Origin of the sequence: Exiguobacterium sp. Leaf196, assembly GCF_001423965.1 — a bacterium.
Lineage (GTDB): Bacteria > Bacillota > Bacilli > Exiguobacteriales > Exiguobacteriaceae > Exiguobacterium_A.
Genome location: NZ_LMPV01000007.1, coordinates 268,893 through 295,015, shown reverse-complemented (window position 1 = coordinate 295,015; position 26,123 = coordinate 268,893). Strand labels below are relative to the sequence as shown.

Annotated in this window: 27 protein-coding genes; 19 read left to right on the top strand and 8 right to left on the bottom strand. The window is 46.5% G+C overall.

Annotated features, from left to right (window positions below):
- Positions 1 to 17 precede the first annotated feature (17 nt).
- Positions 18 to 1,427, top strand: coding sequence for a hexose-6-phosphate:phosphate antiporter (gene uhpT / locus ASG02_RS10740; RefSeq protein ID WP_056063326.1), 1,410 nt, complete (start codon positions 18 to 20; stop codon positions 1,425 to 1,427).
- A gap of 43 nt (positions 1,428 to 1,470) precedes the next feature.
- On the opposite strand, the gene ASG02_RS10735 is transcribed toward uhpT, so the two are convergent.
- Positions 1,471 to 1,917: a hypothetical protein gene (locus tag ASG02_RS10735; protein WP_056063323.1), complete on the bottom strand. Its 447-nt coding sequence runs from the start codon at positions 1,915 to 1,917 to the stop codon at positions 1,471 to 1,473.
- 201 nt (positions 1,918 to 2,118) lie between these two features.
- Between ASG02_RS10735 and ASG02_RS10730 the strand changes: the two genes are divergently transcribed.
- From ASG02_RS10730 to ASG02_RS10720, 3 genes are all read left to right on the top strand, one after another.
- The gene (locus ASG02_RS10730) at positions 2,119 to 3,645 is read left to right on the top strand and encodes an FAD-dependent oxidoreductase (protein WP_056063321.1); all 1,527 of its coding nucleotides are present in this window, start codon (positions 2,119 to 2,121) and stop codon (positions 3,643 to 3,645) included.
- A gap of 234 nt (positions 3,646 to 3,879) precedes the next feature.
- Positions 3,880 to 4,899, top strand: a complete 1,020-nt coding sequence (locus ASG02_RS10725; protein WP_056063319.1) for a fatty acid desaturase — start codon at positions 3,880 to 3,882, stop codon at positions 4,897 to 4,899.
- Between the two features lie 155 nt (positions 4,900 to 5,054).
- Positions 5,055 to 5,567 carry a VanZ family protein gene (locus ASG02_RS10720; RefSeq protein ID WP_056063317.1) on the top strand — a complete coding sequence of 171 codons (513 nt, stop codon included), beginning with the start codon at positions 5,055 to 5,057 and terminating at the stop codon, positions 5,565 to 5,567.
- A gap of 52 nt (positions 5,568 to 5,619) precedes the next feature.
- Here the strand turns inward: ASG02_RS10720 and ASG02_RS10715 are convergent, their stop codons facing one another.
- Positions 5,620 to 5,814, bottom strand: a complete 195-nt coding sequence (locus ASG02_RS10715) for a hypothetical protein (RefSeq protein ID WP_156359005.1) — start codon at positions 5,812 to 5,814, stop codon at positions 5,620 to 5,622.
- 386 nt (positions 5,815 to 6,200) lie between these two features.
- On the opposite strand from ASG02_RS10715, the gene ASG02_RS10710 reads away from it, so the two are divergent.
- Complete coding sequence (locus tag ASG02_RS10710) at positions 6,201 to 7,634, top strand: ankyrin repeat domain-containing protein (protein ID WP_056063311.1); 1,434 nt, start codon at positions 6,201 to 6,203, stop codon at positions 7,632 to 7,634.
- A 62-nt stretch (positions 7,635 to 7,696) separates the two neighbouring features.
- On the opposite strand, the gene ASG02_RS10705 is transcribed toward ASG02_RS10710, so the two are convergent.
- On the bottom strand, positions 7,697 to 9,793 hold the full coding sequence (locus tag ASG02_RS10705) for a 5'-nucleotidase C-terminal domain-containing protein (RefSeq protein ID WP_056063308.1): 2,097 nt from the start codon (positions 9,791 to 9,793) through the stop codon (positions 7,697 to 7,699).
- A 371-nt stretch (positions 9,794 to 10,164) separates the two neighbouring features.
- Between ASG02_RS10705 and ASG02_RS15895 the strand changes: the two genes are divergently transcribed.
- The 3 genes from ASG02_RS15895 to ASG02_RS10695 all read left to right on the top strand — a co-directional run bounded on the left by ASG02_RS15895 (position 10,165) and on the right by ASG02_RS10695 (position 12,389).
- The gene (locus tag ASG02_RS15895) at positions 10,165 to 10,287 is read left to right on the top strand and encodes a hypothetical protein (protein ID WP_255344369.1); all 123 of its coding nucleotides are present in this window, start codon (positions 10,165 to 10,167) and stop codon (positions 10,285 to 10,287) included.
- 323 nt (positions 10,288 to 10,610) lie between these two features.
- On the top strand, positions 10,611 to 11,420 hold the full coding sequence (locus tag ASG02_RS10700; RefSeq protein ID WP_035410437.1) for an ABC transporter permease: 810 nt from the start codon (positions 10,611 to 10,613) through the stop codon (positions 11,418 to 11,420).
- Positions 11,421 to 11,435: 15 nt separating this feature from the next.
- The gene (locus ASG02_RS10695; RefSeq protein ID WP_035410435.1) at positions 11,436 to 12,389 is read left to right on the top strand and encodes an ABC transporter ATP-binding protein; all 954 of its coding nucleotides are present in this window, start codon (positions 11,436 to 11,438) and stop codon (positions 12,387 to 12,389) included.
- A gap of 153 nt (positions 12,390 to 12,542) precedes the next feature.
- Here the strand turns inward: ASG02_RS10695 and ASG02_RS10690 are convergent, their stop codons facing one another.
- Positions 12,543 to 13,124 carry a TIGR00730 family Rossman fold protein gene (locus ASG02_RS10690; RefSeq protein WP_056063306.1) on the bottom strand — a complete coding sequence of 194 codons (582 nt, stop codon included), beginning with the start codon at positions 13,122 to 13,124 and terminating at the stop codon, positions 12,543 to 12,545.
- 78 nt (positions 13,125 to 13,202) lie between these two features.
- Between ASG02_RS10690 and ASG02_RS15715 the strand changes: the two genes are divergently transcribed.
- Both ASG02_RS15715 and ASG02_RS10685 read left to right on the top strand, forming a co-directional pair.
- Positions 13,203 to 13,376 (top strand): hypothetical protein, encoded by a 174-nt coding sequence (locus tag ASG02_RS15715; RefSeq protein ID WP_200934380.1) that lies wholly within the window; start codon positions 13,203 to 13,205, stop codon positions 13,374 to 13,376.
- A 292-nt stretch (positions 13,377 to 13,668) separates the two neighbouring features.
- Entirely contained in the window at positions 13,669 to 13,989 is a 321-nt protein-coding gene (locus ASG02_RS10685) for a hypothetical protein (RefSeq protein WP_056063305.1), read from the top strand.
- A gap of 23 nt (positions 13,990 to 14,012) precedes the next feature.
- Here the strand turns inward: ASG02_RS10685 and ASG02_RS10680 are convergent, their stop codons facing one another.
- On the bottom strand, positions 14,013 to 14,888 hold the full coding sequence (locus ASG02_RS10680) for a helix-turn-helix domain-containing protein (protein WP_056063302.1): 876 nt from the start codon (positions 14,886 to 14,888) through the stop codon (positions 14,013 to 14,015).
- A 147-nt stretch (positions 14,889 to 15,035) separates the two neighbouring features.
- On the opposite strand from ASG02_RS10680, the gene ASG02_RS15610 reads away from it, so the two are divergent.
- The 4 genes from ASG02_RS15610 to ASG02_RS10665 all read left to right on the top strand — a co-directional run bounded on the left by ASG02_RS15610 (position 15,036) and on the right by ASG02_RS10665 (position 17,650).
- Positions 15,036 to 15,182, top strand: coding sequence for a hypothetical protein (locus tag ASG02_RS15610; RefSeq protein ID WP_156359004.1), 147 nt, complete (start codon positions 15,036 to 15,038; stop codon positions 15,180 to 15,182).
- A 79-nt stretch (positions 15,183 to 15,261) separates the two neighbouring features.
- The gene (locus ASG02_RS10675) at positions 15,262 to 16,467 is read left to right on the top strand and encodes a hypothetical protein (RefSeq protein WP_056063299.1); all 1,206 of its coding nucleotides are present in this window, start codon (positions 15,262 to 15,264) and stop codon (positions 16,465 to 16,467) included.
- A complete protein-coding gene (locus tag ASG02_RS10670; protein WP_056063295.1) occupies positions 16,460 to 17,197 on the top strand; it encodes a hypothetical protein in 738 nt (245 codons plus the stop codon). Before ASG02_RS10675 ends, ASG02_RS10670 begins: the two co-directional genes overlap by 8 nt.
- A 141-nt stretch (positions 17,198 to 17,338) precedes the next feature.
- Positions 17,339 to 17,650, top strand: a complete 312-nt coding sequence (locus ASG02_RS10665) for a hypothetical protein (RefSeq protein WP_056063292.1) — start codon at positions 17,339 to 17,341, stop codon at positions 17,648 to 17,650.
- 38 nt (positions 17,651 to 17,688) lie between these two features.
- On the opposite strand, the gene ASG02_RS10660 is transcribed toward ASG02_RS10665, so the two are convergent.
- A complete protein-coding gene (locus ASG02_RS10660) occupies positions 17,689 to 18,108 on the bottom strand; it encodes a helix-turn-helix domain-containing protein (protein ID WP_056063289.1) in 420 nt (139 codons plus the stop codon).
- Positions 18,109 to 18,315: 207 nt separating this feature from the next.
- On the opposite strand from ASG02_RS10660, the gene ASG02_RS10655 reads away from it, so the two are divergent.
- Positions 18,316 to 18,840 (top strand): VanZ family protein, encoded by a 525-nt coding sequence (locus tag ASG02_RS10655; protein WP_056063286.1) that lies wholly within the window; start codon positions 18,316 to 18,318, stop codon positions 18,838 to 18,840.
- A 16-nt stretch (positions 18,841 to 18,856) separates the two neighbouring features.
- Positions 18,857 to 19,852: an ATP-grasp domain-containing protein gene (locus tag ASG02_RS10650; protein ID WP_056063282.1), complete on the top strand. Its 996-nt coding sequence runs from the start codon at positions 18,857 to 18,859 to the stop codon at positions 19,850 to 19,852.
- 66 nt (positions 19,853 to 19,918) lie between these two features.
- Here the strand turns inward: ASG02_RS10650 and ASG02_RS10645 are convergent, their stop codons facing one another.
- Together ASG02_RS10645 and ASG02_RS10640 are read right to left on the bottom strand one after the other, a co-directional pair.
- The gene (locus tag ASG02_RS10645; protein ID WP_056063279.1) at positions 19,919 to 20,677 is read right to left on the bottom strand and encodes a homing endonuclease associated repeat-containing protein; all 759 of its coding nucleotides are present in this window, start codon (positions 20,675 to 20,677) and stop codon (positions 19,919 to 19,921) included.
- A 29-nt stretch (positions 20,678 to 20,706) separates the two neighbouring features.
- Positions 20,707 to 21,975 carry an O-antigen ligase gene (locus tag ASG02_RS10640; RefSeq protein ID WP_056063276.1) on the bottom strand — a complete coding sequence of 423 codons (1,269 nt, stop codon included), beginning with the start codon at positions 21,973 to 21,975 and terminating at the stop codon, positions 20,707 to 20,709.
- Between the two features lie 338 nt (positions 21,976 to 22,313).
- Here ASG02_RS10640 and ASG02_RS10635 point away from each other — a divergent pair, with 338 nt between their 5' ends.
- Genes ASG02_RS10635 through ASG02_RS10625 form a run of 3 tightly spaced genes read left to right on the top strand, consistent with a single transcriptional unit; the run spans position 22,314 to position 26,111 of the window.
- The gene (locus ASG02_RS10635; RefSeq protein WP_231496901.1) at positions 22,314 to 22,949 is read left to right on the top strand and encodes a YveK family protein; all 636 of its coding nucleotides are present in this window, start codon (positions 22,314 to 22,316) and stop codon (positions 22,947 to 22,949) included.
- Between the two features lie 21 nt (positions 22,950 to 22,970).
- Positions 22,971 to 24,836, top strand: a complete 1,866-nt coding sequence (locus tag ASG02_RS10630) for a nucleoside-diphosphate sugar epimerase/dehydratase (RefSeq protein WP_056063273.1) — start codon at positions 22,971 to 22,973, stop codon at positions 24,834 to 24,836.
- Between the two features lie 15 nt (positions 24,837 to 24,851).
- Positions 24,852 to 26,111: an oligosaccharide flippase family protein gene (locus ASG02_RS10625; protein ID WP_056063271.1), complete on the top strand. Its 1,260-nt coding sequence runs from the start codon at positions 24,852 to 24,854 to the stop codon at positions 26,109 to 26,111.
- The last annotated feature ends 12 nt before the right edge of the window (positions 26,112 to 26,123 follow it).

Sequence of the window (26,123 nt, the reverse complement as noted above, 5' to 3'; positions counted from 1 at the left end):
GATAGGGGAAATGGAAGATGGGCTTCTTCAGCATCAAAAAATTGCCGAATGCCGGCATACCAATCGAAGTACAACGAAAACAATGGTTACAGCAATTCTTAAAGGCATTCTTAGTCGTCTTCTTCTCATATATGGCGATGTATCTCATCCGAAATAATTTCAAGGCAGCGCAACCGCTCTTGAAAGAGGAACTGGGCTTTACGACGACGGAACTCGGATATATCGGCTTCGCCTTCTCAATTACATACGGAATCGGGAAAACGTTGCTCGGCTACTTCGTCGACGGGAAAAATACGAAACGCGTCATCTCGTTCTTATTGATTCTCTCGTCCTTGATCGTCACCGCGATGGGACTCTTGATGAGTGCCGGCGGAAGTCCGGTCGGTCTCTTGATGGTTTTATGGGGACTCAGTGGGTTCTTCCAATCAGTCGGGGGACCATCGTCGTACTCGACGATCGCCCGCTGGACACCGTTTGAAAAACGCGGACGCTACCTCGGCTTCTGGAATGTCTCGCACAACATCGGTGGAGCGATTGCTGGTGGTCTCGCGCTGTGGGGAGCAAACGTCTTCTTCAACGGAAGTGTCGTCGGGATGTTCATCTTCCCAGCTGCAATCGCGCTCATCATCGGGATTGTCGGTCTGTTCATCGGGAAGGATGATCCGGAAGAACTTGGCTGGAATCGGAGTGAGGAAATCTTTGAGGAACCGATCGAACCGGAAAACCTCGCTGCTGAAAGCATGACGAAGTGGCAAATCTTCAAGACGTACGTCATCTCGAACCCATGGATCTGGACGCTCTGTATCGCGAACGTTTTCGTCTACATCGTCCGGATCGGGATTGATAACTGGGCACCACTTTATGTCACGGAACACTTGCACTTCAGCACGGAGAGTGCCGTCAATACGATCTTCTTCTTTGAAATCGGTGCATTATGCGGCAGTATGATTTGGGGTTACGTGTCCGATTTACTTAAAGGACGTCGAGCGCTTGTCGCAGCGATTTGTCTCTTGCTGACGGCAGTCGCGGTCCTCGGTTATCGTTACGGTACGAGTGAAATTATGATTTACGCGTCACTATTTGCACTCGGTGCCCTCATCTACGGACCACAACTCTTGATCGGGGTCTCGGTCATCAGCTTCGCACCAAAACAAGCAACGACGGTCACGAACGGGATGGTCGGGACATTCGGTTACTTGTTCGGTGATTCGATCGCAAAAGTCGGTCTAGCGAAAATCGCTGACCCGGAAACGAATGGTCTAACGATTGGTTCCGTCACGTTGCACGGCTGGAGCGATACCTTCATCATCTTTAATGCGGCATTACTATTCGGTTTGATCGCCCTTGCGATCGTTGCCGTCGTCGAGGAGAAAAAGATTCGTCGCCTTGGACTGCTGGAGCGTCAAGCGGATAAGTTGAGTTCGTAACAGATAAGAGCACCCTCACCTAAAAATTAGAGAGGGTGTTCTTTTAATGAGATAAATAGGCAAGCAAAAGCCCTTCTTTAAGTTTGACGTGACGAATTGAACGGTAACGGGCATGACGGAAAGGGAAATAGAAGGAAAGATCAACGGTCAGGAGTCGGTTTGTGTAATGCAGGTAAGGTGGACGAATGAGGTAGGTTTCATTAAAGGATTCGGTATCATGAGGACAGACATCAAAGACTTCGAACGTGATGGTACGTTTATCGACTGATCGCATTTGGAGCGTCAACTCGACTGGTAAGTCGCGTTCTAGACCATAGCGGGTCAACGGTACGGCGGCTCGAATGTGAAGATGTGTCGGTCGAATCGTGACGCAGATATCTGTCAGTTCTGGAATTTCTTTTGCTAGTACGCTTGCTAAGTCCTCCTCATCCATACTTGCTGCAAGGGTAAAGCGACGAAAGGTTTCGATGATATGGCGGCTCAGTTTCATAACATGGACTCCTCTCATAGGATTCTTAGTCTTAGTATAAAGGATTTTAATCCCAATTATTCCATTTTATTTTTTTTAAAGTAAATTAATCCCTCTTAATTAGAGCTTCTTTTTAAAACTATACGATTCACGCATGTTTTCGTATCGTTCAGGGAACTTTTAACATGTCGACCTATCGTGTTTTCCGAAAGGAGTTTTATGATGTCTGACTTATCCGGATTTCCGTCATCTTATTGGAAGCAAAGTACACCTGCCACTTCTTATCCCCCTTTGGATCAAGATGCGAAGCATGATGTCGTCATCATTGGGGCTGGTATTGCTGGGCTCGTCACGGCCATGCAACTGACTGAACGGGGGTATGATGTCGCCGTGATCGAAGCCGGTGACGTCGCTGCTGGTACGACGGGTTATACGACGGCGAAAGTTTCCTCGCAGCACGGTTTAATTTATGACATGTTAATCAAAACGGTCGGTGAAGAATCGGCGCGACTGTATTATGAAGCAAATGAAGAAGCAATCACGTTTTTACGTCATCAGGTGGAACGACTCGACATTGCTTGTGAACTTGAAACGCAGGACGCGTATCTCTACGCTGCGACATCAAAAGAGCAAGCGATGGAACGAGAAGTAAAAGCCTACGAACGATTGAGATTGAACGGTGGCGAAGCGACGGAAGAAGTTCGAAGTAAGTTGCCGTATGATATAAAAAAAGCTGTCGTCTTGCGCGATCAAGCGCAGTTCCATCCCGTCAAATATCTTCAAGGACTCGCCCGACAAATCGTCCACCAAGGGGGAGCCTTATACGAACAGACACGTGCCGTATCGCTCGAATCGAACCGGACGCCGACAGTCATCCTTGAGAACGGTCACCGGATTGAGGCAAAAAAAATTGTCATCGCGACCCATTTTCCGTTCCATGATTTTAAAGGATTGTATTTCTCAAAACTTGAAGTCCATCGCTCGTATATCGTATCGGGTCAGGTCGATGAGACGTTTCCGGACGGGATGTTTATGAGTGCCGATCAACCGAGTCGTTCTCTGCGTCACACACGGACAGAAGACGGTCGTCTGCTTGGTCTCTTCGGCGGTGAGAATCATCTATCTGGTCACGAGACAGAGACGATGCAGCGGTATCAGCACCTTGCGGATTTTGCAAAGCGTGAATTCCACGTCGAGTCGTTTGGACAGTTTTGGTCAGCACAAGACTTGATCACGCTCGACAAGATCCCATACATCGGACAGATGACGCCAAATGATCCGAACGTGTTCGTCGCGACCGGTTTTGCGAAGTGGGGGATGACGAATGGTATCGCGGCCGGACTGTTACTCAGCGACTTATTGACGGGAACACCCAACCGTTTTCGGCATCTGTTCGATCCGAATCGTTCGAAGCTAAAAACGAAGGATGCGACGCAGTTCGTCAAGAACAATGCGGACGTCGCGATCGAACTGGTCAAAGGAAAGCTGACGAAAGCGCGTCGCAGTGCCGACGAGTTACAACCGGACGAAGGTGGACTCGTCACGCATCACGGGAAAACGGTCGGTGGTTACCGGGATCCGGAAGGAAAGCTTCATCTCGTCTCGACGACCTGTACCCACATGGGGTGCGATACGAAATGGAATGAGGCGGAACGGTCGTGGGATTGTCCGTGTCATGGTTCACGATTCGGTCCAACAGGAGAGGTGCTAGAAGGACCAGCCGTCAACCCACTCAAATCGATCGAGTAAGCAGAGACGCTTGTCTCTGCTTTTTTAATTTTAAAAATAAACCGTGGACGATTTATGATATGTGATATAATTACCTGGTAACAAAAATATTTTAGCGCTAAACAATTAGAGTGCCGCTTTTGAATCGTGTTGTAGAGGCACCGTCACGACCACCGCTCACTGGTTTCATATTTTAGTTTCACTATTTTACTTAGCGTCGTGAACGCTGAAACAACCCGAGGAGGAAGCACCACTATGAGTAAAGAAAAGATTGCCCAGCTGCGCAAACATGTATCGCCGTTTGAGAAGGCGGACATCAAAGCCAGCGTCCGGCAGATGATCAACACGATCCTGCCATTTCTCGTCCTATGGTTTCTGGCATATGAGACCCTGAAGCTATCTGTGTTTCTCGCGATCCCGTTGGCGATCCTCGCTGCAGGATTCGTCGTCCGGATGTTCATCATCTTCCATGATTGTACCCATGGTTCATTCTTCAAAAATAAGAAGGCGAACGCCATCGTCGGAACGATCACTGGGATTTTGACGTTATTCCCGTATGAGAAATGGAAACGGGAGCACTCGATCCACCACGCATCAAGTGGGAATCTCGACAAACGCGGTGTCGGCGACATCTGGGTCATGACGATTGAGGAGTATATCGAAGCATCACGCTTCACACGTCTCAAGTATCGTCTGTACCGGAATCCACTCGTCATGTTTGGTCTTGGACCACTCTTGTTGATTCTTGTCTCGAGCCGCTTCAACCGGAAGGATGCGCGCAAAAAAGAACGCATCAACACACACGTCATCAATGCGTCGCTCGTCGTCTTGTACGGTATCCTGATCTACTTCATCGGCTGGCAAGCCTTCCTGATCATCCAAGGCACGACGATGTTTACAGCAGGTGTCCTCGGAATCTGGTTATTCTACGTCCAGCATACGTTCGAAGACTCGTACTTTGAGGATGAAAGCGAATGGGATTATGTCAAGGCAGCAATCGAAGGCAGTTCGTATTACGAGCTACCGAAGGTCTTACAATGGGTGACCGGAAACATTGGATTCCATCATGTCCACCATCTCAGTCCACGTGTCCCGAACTATCATCTCGAAAAAGCACACGTCTCGACGCCACCGCTTCAGAAGGCGACGAAGATCGGCCTCTTCTCAAGTCTGAAATCGCTTCGGTATAAGCTATACGATGCGAAGAACAGAACGTTCGTGACGTTCCAAGATATCAAACACCTCTTGCGCGATCCGAAACCGTCATCGCTGTAAGCTTTTCACCTCATCCATATGGATGGGGTGTTTTTGTTGTACGAGTTGTAAAAGAGGGAAAGCACAGTAAATGAGAGCAGTGTATGTCCGTCTTTTGGCGTATGTTCACAATAAGCATCCATGGTAGGATGTACAAAGAGAAAGGAGCGTGCATGATGCGCCGTATACCCATTGCTGCTTATATAGGAGGGGCCATCTTACTTTCCTTATTCGTTTTCAGTTCGATGACCTATCAGCAACAATCCTTGATTCCATTTTTGACGCAATATATGCCGCTCGACTGGGTCTATGCGTTTTCATTCGTGTCGTTCCATTACGAAGTCCCGATCAGCGTCGCGTCGCTCGGACCTGCTGCCTTCCTTGAATTCTTCATTCGTAAAGGCATGCATGCCAGTCTGTTCTTCGTTCTTGGGATCAGTCTCGTTCATTTTTTACGTGGACGAGGATACGCAGCGTTACCAGCTGCCTTCTTTGCCTTCACGACGGCGATGACGATCGGTGTGTTGGATGAGTTCCATCAATTGTTGACGGACGGACGTACACCACTCGTTGGAGACGTACTGATCGATGGTAGTGGTGCACTCGTCGGAATCGTTTTATACACTGTCATCCGTCTCTATTTGAAAGCCGATCAGATCGTTCGCGAACAAGAACAACAGCACGCATGAAAATAACCCATCGTCCCAATCCTAGGATTGAGGCGATGGGTTATTTTAGCGATTAAAACCGTTGTACCCACTCGATTTTGTACTGAGTGCGTCCGTATTCTCTTCTTAACATGTTGTCGGCTTTTTTTCGTGCTGTCGTGTGATCTCCTGCTCGAACATTCAATCGATCCGTGTCGATGATCTCATCTCCGCGTAATACGTGATACTGGACGGTGTAGTCCTTTTTCATTAAATTAAATAGTCCCAAATTCCTCACTCCCATATTCTTCTTCCTGTTAGTTATTATATGGGATTCCAAATTTTTCTACAATATAAAAGAGTGACTATTGTACCACCTATCCATAAATAGTTAGTGGTTCGAATGACAGGTTGCTTTATTGTGTGAATTGCGTATAAATGCTGAAAAATCAACAAAAATCACTCTAAAATAGAATTTCAGAAATTTTATTACATAAATAATGAATATTCAGGAAAAAAGTTACGTTATCAAGATATGTTTGAAAATATAATTTGTCTGAATATTCTTTTGGTATGTCAGGAAAGGATTCCCTTGGAACTTTGATGGAATAACCGTTAAGATAAGAAGGGATAAAAAAATACAATGAACCAAACGATAAATGAAGGAGATGACGTATGGAGCAGGAGACGAATGAACGAATCGATCCCGCACAACGGATCAGGAAAGCAGTGACACGAAAAGAGACCGCTTATTTCAGTTTGTTATTAGGCGTCGCTATTTTGACAGTGGGTGGCATCATCGGATTAGTATTTGAAACAGGCGAGAGCGGTATTTATGCGATGTTCGTGCTCGTGATCCTGCTGTTATTACTCTGGTTACGTCAATGGCGACGAGTATCGCGGATTCGAAGTGAAGGGGTTCGCTTGAGTGCGGAGCAGTTCCCAGAGTTATTCGAGCAAATCAGCATACATACAGAACAATTGCAGCTGTGGCGGATGCCAGAAATCTACTTCCAGAATGATGTGAAACGACCACATGTCATCGGATTATTTCAAAAGTATTTGATCGTCCTTCCGACTTCATATTTGGAATTGACAGAGGTACGACGGTTCCAGTTACTGCTTGAACTTGCACGCATTAAACGAAATCATCAAGAAAAGCAGGTGTTGCTTTGGATCGGAAGCTGGGTTCCATTTTTACGTCCGGCTTACACGCGGGCATGCGAACGGACTCGTTATCAGATGGTTCTACCGCTTGTATCCAATGAATGTACCCGGCAAGCGATCTTTGAGGATATTCTCGGGCCAACACTTCTTGCGACGACGGATATCGTTTCCTATACGGCGGAGAAGCACCAGCAACGAACGTTTTCTGTCTTATTGTATGAGAAGCTACAGACCAATCTCTCGATGCTGGAACGGCTTCGCTTGACGGGTGAACCGCTCAATCAACCCCGTCCTTTCCTACGGTATAGTCAAGGAATCGTCATCGCTCTTAGTGTTCTGACGGTCATGTTCTTCGTCAGTGCAGGGGCAGGGATCTTGCTGAACGAAGAGGGAACGCAAACGGCAGCCAGTAACGATACGGTGACGGCAAAAACGAACGATCAGGATTTAAATGAGACGGAATTGATGGCAGCGATTCAAAAAGGAAAGCTTGAAGATATCCATCGCTTGATTCCGGAAAGTGATATGAAAGCAGTCGATGCAGATGGGGATACAGCATTGCATTATCTCGGTTACCGAAAGTCGAGCAAGGGACTTGAATCGATCTTCAAGGAACTGCTAGAGGCAGGGAGTGATGTCGATGCCGTCAATGACTTTGGCGAGCGACCATTCATTACAGCTGTCTTCAGCAATAACGATGAACTCGTCGATCTGTATTTGAAACGAGGCGAGAAAATCAACCAACAAGATGACGATCAGTTCACGCCGCTTCATCATGCTGTCGAGGGTGAGGGGAAACAGACAGTCAAGCTATTGCTCGAGCGCGGTGCCGACCCGTCGATCAAAAATGCGGATGGCTTCACACCACTGATGATGGCACAGGAGTATGAACTCGATGAAATCATTGATCTGTTGAAACAACACTCAGCGCAAACGTTATAAAACAACAACCGCAGGCTCTCTCGAATGGATCGAGAAGACCTGCGGTTGTTTGTTGTATTGAATTAGTTTGGTAATTTTGATGTGTCGACGATACGACCTTTGATGTTGTAATTGACTTCGCCAAGTGATTTCGTGAAATCACGTAAGTTTTCCCAGTCAGAGAGACCGAGGTCCGTGACACGGCCTTCTTCATAAGCCGTTGCGAATGGTGTGAGACCATCGCCGCCTTTAGCTGTGAAGGCATTTGTTGCGATGACGTATGTCTTCGCTAGATCGATGACTTCAAATGTACCATTGTTATTGACTTCCATCTTCGTGACGCGTTCACCTGCAGCTTTTGTGCTGTCGTACTCGAACTTCATACCCGAGACGTGGAGGAAACCACCGTTTTCTTTTGGCGCAACCCCAACACTGATTTCAAGAAGATTCTTGATTTCTTCACCTGTCATTTTCGCTGTCGCGAGTGTGTTACCGAATGGAAGCGTCGTTAAGACTTCACCGACAGTGAGTGGTCCAGCATCAATGGCAGCACGGATCCCTCCACCGTTTTGCATCGCGATGACTGTGTCTTTATTGTATTCTTTTGCTTTTTTGAGCATACCATCCGTGATCAAGTTTCCGAGAGCCGTTTCGCTGTTGCGGACACTGATTTCGCCACGTGGGTTTGGAAGGGCATTAACGATATTCGCACCGACTTCTTCGTTTTTTAATTCAGCGATTTGATCCGCATAGGGCTTAAGGATTTCAGCCGCACGCACATCTTCTTTTGCTGTAGAAACATCAATCAATGAACCGTTATACTCAGTCAATTTCCCTTTGTAGTCGAACGTCAAGTCAAGATTTCCGAGGAAATCACCGTATTGGTAGGCTTGAGCGATGATTGTCGGTTCTGTTTTGCCTGGAACGACCGTCTTATCAACGACGACCGGTTTTTCAAGTTTCGTGTGCGAGTGACCGCCGACGATGACATCAATCCCGTCGACATTCCGTGCGAGCAATTGATCGTTATCGATTGCTTCGTTGTCATCAAAACCGATGTGTGTCAACGCAACGATTTTATTGACGCCACGATCTTCAAGCTTTTTGACAGCAGCTTTAGCACTATCAATATAGTTTGCAAACGCAACCGTACCTGGGCTTGCGATATCTTTCGTCTCTTCTGTCGTCAGACCGAAGAAACCGATTTTTTGACCTTTGTATTCCTTGATGATGCCTTGATAAATCTTGCCGCGCTCCGGTCCTGCAGTGATTGTTTTCTTTTGTAGACCATTGAACGACTTATTTTTGCTGAAATCGACGTTCGCTGTGATGAACGGGAATTTTGCAGCCGTGACGAAGTTTTTCAAGGCGATGTTATTGTCAGTATCCCCAAGATCGAACTCGTGGTTACCGAATGTCATCATGTCGTATTTCATGTAGTTCATCAGTTCAAGATCTGCTTGACCGAGGAACTTGTTGAAGTAGAGTGTTCCAGAGAAGACGTCACCTGCATCTAAGAGAAGCGATGGTTTACCTTCTGCACGGTAAGCTGCGCGAAGTTCTTTGATGACTGTCGCACGTTTTGGTGTCTTATCGAGGTTCGCGTGCGTATCGTTCGTGTGCATCAAACCGATCGAGAAGTCATCCGTGTTGACGTCGAGAACTGTGATTTTTGCTTTTAATGTAATTGTCTTTCCGAGGCGTGTATAACTTGCGACCGCATATTTCACACCCGCTTCGCTCGTATCGACCTTTGACCAACGGACTGGTTTGTCATAGATACGACCTGTCGCGTAGAGAACAGCCAATGTTTTTGGCAATTCTGGCTTTTGATCAACGTAAATCGTTTGATCCGCGACTTTCTCGACGAATTTCACTGCATAGTTCTGGATGTAGATCTTGACTTCGATTGGATTCTTTTTCTTACCGTATGTTCCTTTGACCGTTTGGTAACGGTTGAACGCATGGCGATCGTAAGATTTCCATGTGATCTTCTCACCTTTATATGTAGCAGGGAGTTTGACCGGAGCACCTTTCGTGAAGACGAGTGACTTGAGTTTGACCGTTTTGACTTTGACATGCGTTGCAGCCGAAACTGTCGTTTGGGCAACCGGCACGATTGCCGATGTCGTCAGGGCGACAGCCACAGCTGCCGCGTAAAGCGGTTTTGATTTGTACATACGTAAAAATCCTCCTTCAAGAGTGGGGTATGAATGCAAGGTCGAGCTGCGATCGTTGACCTCTTCTTCTACTATAAAGGGTTCGGAAAGCTTCGTGGGATGAACCTTTTGTAAATAACGTAAATTCTTAGGTCCGACAACATGACAACCTACGGGAGTCGTTCGTTCGATGTAATTTAAATCCGAACGTTCGCTTTCTCGATTAAATGGTAACGCTTTCATTATATCTTGTCTCGAATAAAAATGAAACGAAAGAATATGAACAATCGTTAAACATTCCCATTAAATGTCGATTTTTTAGTGGTCCAAAATTGCTAAATATTGTATGATGTCACTATACAAGCAGTTCGGATGAAAAGGGGCAACGCTGGATGAATGATAAGATTCGAGGAGGCGTTCTTGTCGGTATTATTTGTGTGATTACGGTTCTCCTCGTATGGGGACTCGCTTCTCCACCGACGACGATCGAATTTCCACATTTTAATCATGCGTAAAGGAAACAAACTAGGAGATGACCGGTGGTATACCCGCCGGTTTTTTCGTGCCTGAAAAACTACAGTTTGGTGTCGGTTCGTCCAATACATTGACACGCTTTTTCCCGATGGCTAGAATTGATTAAGTGTATACAGGAAGTATTGCTTCTATCATGCACGAATAAGCGAAGAAGGAGGCGAGTCAGAATCGACCGGGCAAGGTCCCGTTCACGCGGAGGGAGCGTTCGTTTGAGCAATCGCGGACGGCATCCGTCTTTTTTGAGTGGAATCAACGAATATGAAAATAAAATACATGTATCATGAATCGGAAGGAACTTACACTTATGCTGAAAGAAATGAGAAGTATCATCCGGGAACAGGTCGATAATTTCCCCCTGATTCGCCGGTTGGCGCGATATGAAATCAAATCAGCGCATGCAGAGCAGCGCCTTGGTCTTTTATGGGAGCTCCTCAACCCGGGTCTCCAAATCTTCATCTACTGGTTCGTCTTCGGAGTCGGTCTGCGCGGAAATAAAGACGTCGACGGAAACATTCCATTCATCGTCTGGCTCCTTTGCGGGATCGTCGTTTGGTTCTTCATCAACGATGCGTTGCTTCGGGGGTCGAATTCGATCAACAGCCGTCTCGCGATGGTAACGAAGATGCGTTTCCCGATGAGTGCGATTCCATCGTATGTCATCTTGTCCCGGATGTATCAACATTTTGCGATGCTTGCCATCGTCATCGTCGTCATCATTGCAAACGGCATCCCGATCACATGGAAACTGCTTCAATTGCCGTATTATATGATTGCCACATACATTTTCGTCTATGCCTTTTCGCTTTGCTTTTCGACACTCGTCACACTTGTCAAGGACATCCAGCTCTTCTTGCAATCGATGATGCGGATGCTCTTTTATATGACACCGATCCTTTGGAACATCGAGCGGTTCCCGGACGTCTTGCATGGTGTCCTCCGCTTGAATCCGGTCTACTATCTCGTCGAGGGATACCGGGCGAGCTTGCTCGGCGGACATTGGGTCTGGCAAGAATGGCCAACGGGTCTGTACTTCTGGAGTATCACGCTCCTCTTATTCTCAGCCGGAACGTTCTTGCACATCAAGTTCCGTAAATCATTCACTGAGCTCGTTTAAGGGAAGGAAATCGCCATGTCTATGATTAAACTCGACCATGTCACGAAACGCTTCGACATGGTCACGACTACGAAAGAAAAATTCAAGCTCTTGTTCAAGAATCAAAGCAAGAGCGTTAAAACATTTACAGCTTTACGCGATATCTCACTTGAGATCGGAAAAGGAGAAGTCGTCGGTCTCGTCGGAATCAACGGTTCGGGTAAATCGACGCTCTCGAACCTGATTTCAGGGATCATCTACGCGAACGAAGGAAACGTCGCGATCAACGGAGAAGTCGCGATCATCGCCGTATCCCAAGGATTGAAGAACGTGCTGACAGGACGTGAGAACATTCGCTTGAAATGTCTCCTGCTTGGGATGGACGACGCGGAGATCGAGCGTCGGATGCCTGGAATCATCGATTTCGCCGATATCGGTGACTTCATTGATCAGCCAATCAAGAAATACTCGAGTGGGATGAAGTCACGACTTGGCTTCGCAATCGCCGTCAATGTCGATGCCGACATCTTGATCGTCGATGAAGCATTATCGGTCGGTGACCAAACCTTCTATAACCGTTGTATCGATAAGATGAACGAATTCAAAGACGAAGGCAAGACGATCATCTTCGTCAGTCACTCGCTCTCACAAATCAAGAGTTTCTGTGAGCGTGTCGTCTGGCTCGAATACGGTCAAGTTCGACTCGACGGGACGACGAAGGATGTCTTACCAGAATATAAGAAGTTCCTCGCAGAATATAAGAAATGGTCTAAAGAGGAACAACACCAGTACCGTCGCGATCGCTTGAAGGAACAAGCAGCGAATGCGCGGTCCGGAAAAGAAAACGTCGATGCTGACGTCAACGTAAAACATCCTGGCTGGATTTTATCAGGTCTCGGATTACTCGCGATTGCGGCAGGTAGTTTGATGGTCATTGACGAGACACCGTCTTTGACGAATCTTAGCGACGCAATCATGAAGTTCTTCTAACGTTTTACCAGATGCCTCTGTGCATCTGGTTTTTTTGTGCCAAAGGAGTAGGAATCCTGAAACGGAGTGGAGAAAACTAGTAAGTGAGAGAAGAAATATCGGAAGAGTATGCGAATTCATCAAAAAAAAACGGAGTCGAGGACTCCGCTTTCATCAGGTTTGTGAGCGATCCATATACGTTTTGACGCGTGGTGCTTCATATGTGGCGAAGCGTTCTAAGAGACGATCCGGATCCGATTCGACGATCAGCATCGCTCGGTGTTCGGGAATCAAGAATCCTTGACGTTCCATCGTGTCGAACAGGGCAATCAAGGGGTCATAGTACCCGTCAATGTTGAGTACACCGCACGGTTTTTCATGCAGACCGAGTTGGGCCCACGTGAAGACTTCGAAAAACTCTTCCATCGTTCCGGGTCCGCCAGGAAGAATAATGAAGCCATCGGCAAGCTCTGACATCTTTGCTTTCCGCTCGTGCATCGATTGGACGAGATGCAATTCAGTCAGTCCTGGGTGTGCTAATTCCTTTTCTTGTAGAAAGTGGGGGAGGACACCGATCGCTTGACCTTGAGCTGCAAGCGTAGCGTCCGCGACAGCTCCCATCGTTCCAACGCGGGAACCGCCGTATACGAGTCCGATGTCGCGTGCGGCGAGCGCTTGACCAAGCTTCCCGGCAGCCTCGCGAAAGACGTGATGCGCGCCATCTTTAGAACCACAAAACACTGCAAGTCTATTCATGAACAGAACCTCCTTTGTTATTGTCACCATAGCATATTCGGTGAGCGGACGGCAGAGGAGACCAGGAAGGAGATCGGTATGCGACCACGTACGATCGTTTGGCTCGTCCTAATTATCGCAGCAATCAATTTAGGACTTGGGATATGGATGCCGGATACGTCGACTCGGACAACAATTAGTTCAATACTACTAGGTGTGATTCTCATACTCGGTATATTTTATGTCATCGCGTTACGACAATCATCAAAATAAAGAGAGCTGGTTCGACTCGTATGAGTTGGACTAGCTCTCTTTTTGTCTGTTACGAAATTTTATCATAGTTAAATATTCAGAAAAATCTATTTTCATACACAAGTTCGACATATTGATGGATGATTTGTAAAAAAAATGCAGTATTCGGGACATATGACCCGCGCCAAAAGTAATAGAAAGTGAAAATAATGTGTAAAATACCATAAATATTCGTATTCGAATATTCAGAGGGGGTCTAAGGTTATATGATGTTGTTACGAAGCCATACGAAAAAAATTAGGAGGTTATTTAAATGAACTTGAAAAAGAAATTAGGTTTAGCGATTGCAGCTTTATCATTGTCTGTTACTGTTGGTGCTGGCGTTGCTAGTCAGCTTGAAACTAATGTAGCGATCAAAGGATTGCCACTCGAGTACTCAGAAAGAACAGACCTAGCGATTAAAGGACTGCCACTCGAGTATTCAGAAAGAACAGACCTAGCGATCAAAGGATTACCACTTGAGTATGCTCCAGCTTTCGATGTAGCGATCAAAGGATTGCCTTTAGAGTATTCACAAAAAACGGATGTGGCTATTGATGGAATTCCACTTGAGTACGCAGTAAAACGAGCATAATTGAAATTCGTACATTGATACAGCTATTTGGCTAGATATTCTTCTTTCATCGTTTTAATAATTTTTTGATACTCTTTCATTCCTAATAATTCAAACAAAAAATATGATTTATCAAAAGTTCTAATAATTTCTTGTGATGGAGCACCTAATTTATCTAAACAAGCAGCTCTTTGAGAGTACAATTGTCCGAGTAACGACATATCTTTAAATTTTAAGCTTGTTTCAATTGCTTCATCAATTATAGTAAGTGCTCGATTATGTTTTTGAAATTCTAAAAGAATCTTTGAAAAATTATACGAAATTCTAATTCGATCGACGATTAAATCATCATTGTCAAAGTTGAGATTTAATATTTCTTCATAAACATTGATACTGTATTGAAAACTTCTATTTTCAGAATACAGATTCGCAATCGCAGATTTAATTCGGATTAGCATATTTGGTGAATAATATGAAGTGGAGTATTCATTAGATAGATTTTGGAGCTCTACTATACATGTACGGTAATCGATTTTTCCTAGTCGATACGAGCAAATGAAGAAATAATATTTATATAATAATGAATGTTCAAATGAAGTATTAGCGTTAGATAGTGCGACTTTACTTTGTTTATAAATGCCTTCAAAGTCCTGATTTCTAAATTTATAAAGTAATTCTTCGTCAATCGTTCGTAAATTCGTTTGTTGATTTGTAGGATCTAAGAACGCTGACAATGGAACTTGTAATCGCTTTGATAAAGCATACAATAATTCGACTGTCGGCGAATGCGTACCACTCTCGATCTTGCTGATCTCAGCTTGACTGCAAATTCCGTTTGCTAAATCTTTTTGTGTCAGATTATGTTTCTTTCGCAGTCGGCGTAATGCTAAGCCGATTTGCGGTGACATGAATTGATCCATCGGCTCCTCGTCCTTTCGTGAAGATTGAACTGGTACAGGGTACCAATTTCTATTATAGAAGCGAATGGAACGGGATACCACTGATTTACTTGATTTCGTATCAATGTTTCAACGACCATCTCACTTGATTCAGAAAGGGGTACAACCATGACACTCATATTAAAAGAAACGCGACGTAACATGACTTCATGCGCTTGGTGTCTTAATCCTGCTACCGTCTCCGTCGCCCCCCTCGCTCATCGGGAAATGGGCCGGACTAATACGAAACCAAAAGCAAGTATCAAATCGGCTTAATACACACAAAAAGGACTTCATTCGGATCGTAGAGAATGAAGCCCTTTTTTCAATCACTTGACGAGAAAGGAGAGAGGACATGATCGGATTATCACTTTTATCGGAACAAGACGGCTGGTTACAACGTTCCTTGCCATCTACCGCGATGCAGACTTTTTGTGAGACACATCGTATTTCAATCGATGCCTTTGATTATGATACGCATACGTTTCATGATTTACTGGATTACATGGATTTTCAGGAATATGAGCACTATGTCTTCGTCCTCCAAGGAGAAGGGGAGCGTACGTTGCGTCTCGTCGCCTATTTGCAACACGAGATGCTACACGTCCAGTTTCATTTGATCCGGCAGAACGGGGAGGTTCTGTTCGGTCAACCGGATTTCCTAAACGGTCTCTTCTTACCGCAGGAAGAGATGCCGGTTTCGGCATCCGTTCCGGCTGTCTATCATGCTCTCCTTTCGTTGATGACGGGTGTCTATCCCGCATCCGTGCCGCACCATCCACAACCGCTGCGTCATGTCTACATCGAGGACAGCTCATTGTTGGACCGGATTCCAGTAGACAGTTTTCAAATGATGACGATCAATAGTGTCATCTATTTTGATCATCCGATGCGGCACGATCTGCCGATCATCGAGCTGATGAGTCGGACCCCAATTTTGTTGACATTCTCAGATGGTTTATCTCCGTCACTTGCGTCACAGCTGACGATTTTATCTCGCGATGCCCTTGCGGAGCGGTTACAAGACTGGCAGCAAACGGGGCGCATTCAAAACGATCAATCGATGGGGATTCTCGATTATGCGACATTAAGCGGATTACGCGTCTCGCATCGCCTGTTCTTTTTTGCGGATGGGATTTACGCTGATCGACAAAAAACGATTCAGTTGAGTGCGGATATTTCAAGCGATATTGAATGTCTTCGAGAACAGCAACCTCAACCAGAGGCGCTCGCGTCGCAAACGGAACTGGAGTTGTTTCCGTTGTTGTATCAACTGGCAGGGTCGTTTCAAGGGACGAGCCGTTTCATCACCCCTTACTCGGATCTTGAATTACCCCGGACATCTGGACGGATTGGACCGTTAACATTGATCGGCATTCAAAATGAGGAAGGGTGTTTTGCGTTCGATCGAACGACGTTACGCCTGTTCGAGACGAACGAAGCATTCCTCTGGATTTTAGAAGCGGATCAAAAGGAACAATTCGACGTGTTGCCAGAACGACTCGGTGCAGACTATGCGGAAGCAATTCAGCATTACAAGGAGTTGATGTATCATGGGTGAGGTCTTATTTGGTCCGTTTTTGCGTAAAGGTAGCTACTCCCGCGTCCAAGTGCTCGATCATGTACAGGCAGATGAACGATTTGGTCGATTGTACCAAGAAGCACAACAGTTAAATGAAGTCGATGAGTTGATGCTCTATCGACGTTATCTACAAAAAGGAGAGCGGATCCTATTTTACGGAACGTTTGATCCATCCCTGTTTAATCTTTTGTCGGACGAGGGGTATGACCTTTATCTGATTGAACCGGAAGCTTCGCGGACGAAGCAAATCGCGGAGGAGTATCAGCATAAGGTTTATGGATGGAGTCATGACGTGACGGACGTCGTCGGACCTGAGTATTTTGATCGAATCATCTTACCGGGAACGACGATTTTACGTTATACGCGCGGGGAATTACTGTTGTTCTTCCGAAACATCCGTCAGTTGCTACGACCGAGCGGACGCTTGCTCGTGTCCTTATATCACATCGATCACCTAAAATCAATTGTCCATCCGATTGCGACACGACGCTTTCAAAAGACATTACTTTTCTATGGCTATCACATCGATGGGGAACGTCTCTTGTTCAACGCTTATCTCAAATCCGGACAAGAGGAAAAAGTCAGTTATGCGGTCGAATATCTATACGAACCAAAAACGCTGTTTGAATTTGCAACCTTATCGCGTTATCATGGACAATTTCTATATGAAGGAAAGACAATGATGGTATTAGAGTTCGAAAAACAATAAATGCAAAATATAATGTAATAATAAAATGAAAAACATATGTAATATATTGGTTTGAATAGGTCTAAAGACCGGGTAATGAGATACAGTAGTTTCCTTTGCATGATTCAAAGTACATCATAAGAAAGAGGAGCCGGATGTATCATGGAAAATCAGAGCGGAAGTACCTTTCAACAAAGTTGTCTATCGTTCATTGAGACCTTGTTTCCAGACGAACCTTTTCATTTCTTAGAAGAATCGAAAGCGACGGACGCCTTTGGTTATCCCGGTCGTCAATTGTTTTTCTCTTCACCTGTTCGTACTTTGAAATTCACTGTACTCGAGCAGGCGCATAAGCATTACGCACGTATATTCGTATCCGAGAAAACAAATGAAAACACGTTTTTTCGTCAGTTATTAGAAGCAACATATGACGACAATCAATTGTACATCGATCATATCGTCCAAACAGAATAAGAAAAAAGAGATCAAAATCAACTGATTTTGATCTCTTTTTACGCTTCGATAGAAGAAAGACCCCGCTTTAATGCCTGATCAATGGACGTTGCCATCTCATCCCGGACAGGTGATGAGAGGAGTCGACCATCAAAATAGATTTCCTTCGATAGGCTGAGATGAACCAGTAAATCTTCAAGAATGAGCTTTAGATCAAGCGGTTGCGATGGTTCAAGCGCTTGTTGCATGAATTCACTCAATGAAGGATGCTGTACATACTTCGGATCGATGAGATCAATGATCGTCGTTTCTAAAGCAAGAGCCAATCGTTCCAAAACTTGAGCAGAAGGAATGCGCTGACCACGTTCGTAAGCGGAAATGTCCGTTGCTGATTCACCACACCGTTCACCTAAAAATTTTTGAGTATACTTGTGTTGTTTGCGCAATTGCATAATTTTTTTACCTAGTGCACGATTCATGGCACTCCACTCCTATTCTTCAGCTCATTCTTTATAGTACTAATTAACCACTTTCATTATAAAAGAAACCTTATAAATGTAAAATATCGTTTTTCAAGGAAACTAAAAAAATGAACTGGGTTAAAATAGAAATTGGTTTTTGGAGAAAATCGCCCATCGTGTCTGTCCGTGCTATTCTAAAGTGATATCAAATAAGGGAGTGTCTTCATGAAAAAAATCACCTGGTCCGGCTATGTCGTCTTTGCCGTCCTATTGATCCTCTTCATCTCAAGTTCGATGCCCTATCAGGAGCAATCGATCAAACCTGGTCTATCTCGCTATATCCCATTAGGATTCGTCGATCATCTGCGATTCATCTCCTTCTCATATCATGGAGAAGTCAGTGTAGCGGCACTCGGACGCAGTGGATTCATTGAATTTTTCATTCGTAAAGCAGCGCACGTCTCGACGTTTCTCGTATTAGGTATCGGCTTGATTGATTTGACGCGTCGTCGTTTGACACCGGGTCTTGCCGTCTTGTTCGCTTACTCATTAGCAATCACCATCGCTGTGTTTGATGAGTTTCATCAAATTTTAACGGGTGACCGGACTGGTCTCGTCCAAGATGTGCTACTTGATGGAACCGGAGCATTGATCGGAATCGGATGTTATCTGCTCGTTCGTAGGAAAAAAGTACAGCGCCAAGCAGGAAGTCTTTCTTTCTGGCACGAAAAGAAAAGGCATCACTTTTAACGAAGGAGATTGCCCTATGAAGACTGCTCATTTGTTGATGACAAGCGTCGGTCGCCGGACGAAACTGGTCGAGTACTTCGTCCGTGAGATGCCGGACGGTCACGTCAGTACTGCGGATTGTAATCCACTTGCACCGGGTCTTTATATGACGGAGCGTCATCATCTTGTCCCGCGCATCGACGCACCGGGGTATATCGATCATCTACTAGAGTTGTGTCAGCGGGAAGGCGTAACGGCGCTGTTGTCATTGATCGATCCCGAACTGGAGTTGCTCGCAGGGGCAACGGAACGATTTGAAGCAATCGGTGTCACGGTCCTTGTCTCACCGATGGATGCGTGCCAATTATGCTTTGATAAATACGCTATGTATACGTATTGTGTCACGGAAGGGATTGCCCATGCACGGACATACACGACGCTCGACACATTTAAAAATGCGCTTGCGCAAGGGGAAGTCGCATTTCCAGTCTTCGTAAAACCACGTAACGGCAGTGCTAGTCTTCATGTCCAAACCGTCTCCTCCCTTCAGGTCGTCGAAGGATTGTTCGCTGTCCATCCGAATTTATTGATTCAGGAATACTTAAGAGGACAAGAGCTTGGCGTTGATGTGTATGTCGATTGGCTGACGCATGAAGTGACGGATATCTTCATTAAGGAGAAACTCGTCATGCGCGCAGGAGAAACGGATAAGAGTCGCTCCGTCAAACGCGACGACGTCTTTGAATTGATTGAACAGGTCTTAGCGGGAACTCGTCTCGTCGGTCCACTAGATTTTGATCTGTTTGATGTTGACGGAACGCTCTACTTATCAGAAATCAATCCACGATTTGGTGGGGGGTATCTTCATGCCTATGAATGTGGGGTCAATTTTCCGAAAGCGATCCGAAACAATCTCCACGGGCAACGCAATCCTCGACGAATCGGGGCGTATACGGAAGACATCTATTTGTTGAAGCACGATACGGTGACACTATTGCCGGCATCTTTACTTGAGCAGATCGAAAAATCATGATACGCACGAAAAAGGAGTGATCCGGTAATGTACCGGGTCACTCCTTTTTTAGATGGAAGAGAAGGATTAGGAAAGAGAAACGCGTGCACGCTTGAGGCATTGCACGGCGGAGGTCCAGCTGCCGAAGAGGGCGTTGATCGTCGAGGTGCTCGGAACCGAGCGACCTTCTGCCCATTTCCGATAATGAATGATGCTGAGAGAAGGTAATTCTTCTTGTGCCTGCCGCAGTGCTTCAAGGACATCTTCTTCGATCCATTTCCGGCGAGGTGGAGCGATGTCAAGGCAAGCGAGAGCATCTGCCCACGAACCATATTTACGGGCAATCGTCGCGACTGTCGGATGTCCATTTTCCTGTGCCCAAATCGCATACGTCTGTGTTGTCAGACGTGGAAGAACATCGGAAGCTTCAAGTAAAGCAGTGATGATCCGTTCTTCCGTCATCGAGATGGAGCGTGTCATCTCGATCTGTGCTTCTTCAAGCGCACGTGACCAAGAACCGAAACGTAAGTTTATCAGCGTCAAGGATGGACCGTGTTTTGCCTTTGCCCACTCCCGGTAGCTATTACTATGGAAGGGATGTAAACGTGTCGATGCTTCCTTGATGAAAGCAAGAATCTCTTCATCTGAAAAATACGGACGGATCGAGGAGAGACCAGCGGCTTGGAGTGCTTCACGCCAAGAGCCGAATACATTGATGATCGTCGTGATCGATGGAATGTCTTTTCCGACCGACCAGCGCGCATACGTCTTTGCGTCGAGAGAGGGATATTCGATACTAGCTTCGATCAGGCTATCGATGACTTGTTGTTCTGTCCATTTCTTCATGATGTCATACCCCTTTCGTGTAGGTGCGTCTAGGTGTGGGTACTGTCGTGAGGTGGAAGTTGACGAAGCGACGCATAAGCAAGAAGGCTGAGCCAAATGAAATAAAATCCACTCGGTCTGACGAGAACACTTTCCGTGAATTGGAGTAACCCGAGCCAACTGGCTAGCAAAAGCGCGAGGAAAGCGAGATCCGTCGTCTGAATGCGAAGCAGTCGATAAAACAGATACAGAAAGACTGCACCGTACAGCAGACAACCGATGAGACCAAATTCGTAGAGAAACGTGATCGGTGTGCTGTGAAATGTATAAAGAATCCGTTCACCGAGTTGTTCCTGCAGTCCACGCGGGGCACTTCCAATCCCGTGACCGAACCAGAGCGCGTCAGCGGAAGCGTGCCATCCTACTTGCCAAAGCGTAAATCGTCCGTTAAGACTGAGCAAACGGGGAAGCAGACCTTGAAATGCGAAGACGGCAAATAAGATCAGGCTTCCTGTCACATAACAGGCAGCTACCTGCATCCGGCGTCTCGTTCCTGGAACCATTCGAATACTCGTCAAGAGTGCCAAGAGGGCGAAGGAGTAGATTCCTGTCTGAGAACCGCTCCTTAGCAAAGCAATGACGATCAGGAGTAAGAAAACGGCGTGCAGAAGACTTTGCCGACGTGGAAACTGTCGCAGTAGATAGAACCAAGCAAGCAGTCCTCCCGGAACGAGCCACGCTGCGAACGTATTCGGATTGTTCATCAGTCCAGCAAGGCGAAGGAATGAACCTTGCTCTCCGACATACAGCTGAGGAAACGACAAAGGACCGATTCGAAGCCATTGTAGGTTTTCGACCGGAACATACTCTGTGCCAAACGAGACGATGAGTGCGTAGGAAGCGAGAAAGACGGCTTGTCCGTAAAGGAAGTAATACAGAAGACGATGCCATTGATCGATCGATGTACGTGAGAGCGAAGAGACGATGCCGACGAAAAGCCAAGTCGAAATGAGGTAAAGCGAAGCAAGAACACGATCCGTATTCGCGTTAAAAAAGAAAAATACGATATGAAATGTCAGATAAATCAGAAAAATAAATGCGATTTGATGTCCACTTGTACGATTGACGCGATAGAACGGTCGTAAGATGAACCAACAGACACTGAACAGAACGATGTAGGCAGGAAGCAACCAAAGTGACCACTGTTTCGGTAACACTTCGTCCGTAAAGGATAGGGGACGAATCCAAGCATCGAGCATGATCCAAACGACTAGGATGGATAAGGTAAACGATGTGGGTATATTGGCTGATTTTAACATGATTTCTAAAGACTATCCACCCTTCATATAGGACTTATTACCGATTCAAATACTTTTTAATCGTCAAATTTGTATTTACCCTCATCTTTTAAAAAATCATGCAGATTAATGAAAAAATATTAAGAAAAACGCAATCATTTTTTCGTGAATCGCGTTTTTTTTGTGACATGAATTCCTGCTGTGAACTTGCGTCACGCAAGCGAGATAGCTACCGAAAAAAATATAATCATTTTCACCAAGCTCTAATTGTTTTGGAATTCGATTGGAAATAAGGTGTAGACATAACCAATGTCCATCCATTCGCTCAAGCTAGAAAGAGGTGAACAACAGTGAGCTCGATGCATCAAAGAAAAACCTTTGGAGATCATCTGACGACACTCCGACGCGGCTGGTGGCTACTGGCACTCTTCACGATGCTCTTCGCAGGTGCCGGATATGCACTCAGCACGTATGTCATTCCGAAGACATATGAAGCGACGGCCTACATCCTCGTCGTTCCTCAAGCAAACGCAGAGGCGACATCGACGCCGACACTCGTCAGTACCTATCAAGATATCTTGCGAAGCCCAGAGGTCGTCGATCAGGTCGCCCAAAAGATGAACGTCACCGACAAGCGATTATTCGATTTGACGGATCGTCTGACGGTCTCGAGTAATCTCGATTCGCAAGTCATCGCCTTATCCATCACGGATCGTTCAGCGGAGCAGGCAGCCATTCAGGCAAATACGATGACGGAAGTCTTCCAGGATTATCTCCCGCAACTGATTAACACGAGTAAGACGGAAGTCTTCTCCAGTGCACGAATTCCAACGAAGCCCGTATCCCCGAACATTTTGATGAATACGGGAATCGGTGGTGTCCTTGGTTTAATGCTCGGACTCCTGATCGTCTATTCGCGCTCATTAAGCAAAAAAGAAGTGACACGTGAAGCGACCGACAGTTATCCGAAAGTCATTCCCCGGACGCACTCATGAGAGAGGAGAGGAGACACCATCATGCAGCATTCCCCGCTTACCCCGTATCGTCGGCAGTTGAAGATTGGACTCCTTCGCCTGATCGACGCCGGAGTCATCGCACTCGCAACCGTAGTAACGTTCTACTTCTTTAATCCGCTCCATCTCACCGTCAATTTCGAGTTACAGGATGCGCTCGAAATCGCCCTCATCCAGTGGATTGCCCTCACCTTCGTCGCTCATTGGATGCGTTTCTATCAAATCATCTGGCGCTATGCGAGTTTACGCGATCTCGCCGTTCTCCTCGTCGTCGTCCTTGCCAGTAGTTTCGTTTTACTTGGTCTTGAATACGCGTTGTTCGACTTTGCGGTCGAACGGGCGATCTTTTTGCAGACAGGACTCGTCTTGAACGGTATCTTATTCGTCCGGTTGTTGATTCGTGGACGTAGTCTCAGACTCGTTCCGGAGCATAAGACGCTCGGCAAACGGACGCTAATCATCGGTGCCGGAGCTTCCGGACAGATGATCACGAAAGAACTGAAACAAAAGAAATCGCACATCTTAAACGTCGTCGGATTACTCGATGACTCGCTTGAACTACGCGGGATGCGAATTCACGGTGTTCCTGTCATCGGAGCGATTGAGCAACTTGAATGCATCATCGAGGAACAAAAGATTGAAGCGGTCGTCCTCGCGATCCCATCCTTATCGTATCCGCGACGAATCGAACTGTTGAATCGAATTAAACAGACGCAAGTCGAGGCGCATACGTTACCGATGCTCGTCGAGCTCGCTTCCGGTAAGGTCTCGATTCAACAAATCCGTGAAGTCTCAATTGCTGATTTACTCGGACGGGAACCAGTCGAGCTTGATATCACGGAAATCGAACGAAGCGTGCATGGAGCGACTGTTCTCGTCACCGGTGCCGGTGGATCAATCGGTTCCGAGATTTGCCGGCAACTGATTCGTTTTCGTCCTGAACGACTTATTCTTCTCGGACACGGTGAAAACAGTATCTACCTGATTCGCCGGGAACTCGAGTGTCTCAGCCAGGACATCCAGTTCGAATCTGTCATCGCCGATGTACAGGACAGTGACCGGATGCTTGAAGTCATGCGACGCTTCGAACCGGACCTCGTCTATCATGCGGCAGCCCATAAGCACGTCCCGCTGATGGAGGATAATCCGAGCGAAGCCGTCAAGAATAATATTTACGGAACACGTAACGTCGCCCGAGCAGCAGAAGCGGCTGGAGTCAAACGCTTTGTCATGATTTCGACCGATAAGGCAGTCAACCCGACGAGTGTGATGGGGGCGACAAAACGAATCGCAGAGATGGTCATCCAACAGATGGCAAGAAATAGCGAAACGACGTTCGCCGTCGTCCGGTTCGGCAACGTCCTCGGAAGCCGCGGTTCCGTCATCCCACTTTTCAAGGAACAAATCGCGAAAGGTGGACCGATCACAATCACCGATCCCCGGATGACACGTTACTTCATGACGATTCCGGAAGCGAGTCGTCTCGTCATTCAAGCGAGTGTCCTCGCAAAAGGTGGCGAAGTGTTCGTCCTCGATATGGGTGAACCGGTTCACATCACGACACTTGCGAAAAACTTGATTCACTTGAGTGGATTTACGGAAGAACAGATCCCGATCGTCTACAGCGGGATTCGAAAAGGGGAGAAACTCTACGAGGAACTGCTCGCTCGTGATGAGGTGCATGACGAACTCGTCTTCGATAAAATCCTCGTCGGAAAGACACGCCCCTTCGGCTCCGTCGATCCGTACTTGCGTGAAATCGCCCAAGCGCTCGATCGGGACGATACACTTCGCCAGTATTTATTAGAAGCGACGAACGAGACCGATGCCGATCCAGTCGCACCAACGATGCGGATCGCTCGTAAATAGAGAGGGGGGAGAACGATGAAAACGGTTCGGCTGTCTCGCTTCAATCTTATCTTCATTGCAGATACAGCATATTCGTTGCATCAATGGATGATTTTGACGCTCCTGATCAAATGGAGTACGCCGCTCAATATCGGCTACTTCAATTACGCCCTTGCCATCACCGCACCAATCGTCATGTTCTGTTGGCTGAATGCCAGTACGATCCTGACGGCAGAACGGGCTGGACTGACGAACTTCTGGCTCTTCATCAAGACCCGTTTTTCGCTCCTCTCGGCAGGTGTGTTCGTCCTCCTTGGTGTCTATTATTTCTTCGGTGAAGCGAACATCTTATTGCTGACGTTACTCGTCTATCTCAATAAATACATGGAGTCGTTCGCTGATCTCGGATACGGCTTTTTACAGGGACACACTGCCTTCAAGGAAGTCGCCATCTCGAAGATTTTTCGCAGTCTCCTGAATGTCTCAGGCGCAGCACTCGTCCTCTTTACGACCCATTCGATCCAGGGATTCGTCATCGCCTTGATCACTGGTAACTTGATCATGTTACTCGTCTACGATCTCCCGACGATTCGCCGGGTCGGTCGTGGTTTTGACAATCAAGCGCTTGACTTACGATATCGATCCGGTAAGGAGTTGTTCCTCAAAGCGATGCCACTCGGGTTCGTCGCTCTCCTGATCGCCTTGAACGCAAACATCCCACGGTTATTCGTTGGACATGCGATCGGAACGGAAGAGCTCGGATATTATGCAAGCATTGCCTATCTACTCGTACTCGGTAGTCTGTTCATTCACTCTTTGATTGCTGTCTTATTGCCGAACTTCTCGTCAGAGACTGGTGAACGCCAAAGTTTACCGGAACTGCGCAAGCTGACACGGTCGATGTTACTGATGACGAACGTCGTCGGGATCCTCCTGATTCTTGGAGCAATCTTCTTCGGAAAGTGGGGTTTGACGATTTTCTACAATGCGTCGTTCGTCAAATATCATCTGATTTTCGTCTTGATGATGGTCGCGTCGTTGTTCTTCTATAATTCGACCGTCATTCAAGCACTACTGACCGGCTTCCAGCAGTTTCGAATCCAAACACTCTCGATCTTCGGCAGTGTCGTCGTCAATCTCGTCGCTTGTAGCCTCTTGATTCCGTTGTACGGACTATACGGAGCGACGATTGCATACACACTTTGCGCGGTCACTCAGATCGTCCTACTGTTACCCGCGCTCTATCGCTCCTTGTATCCACGAAACGTCGCCCTCGTCGTCGAACAAAGCAGTTAAGGAGGGAAGAAG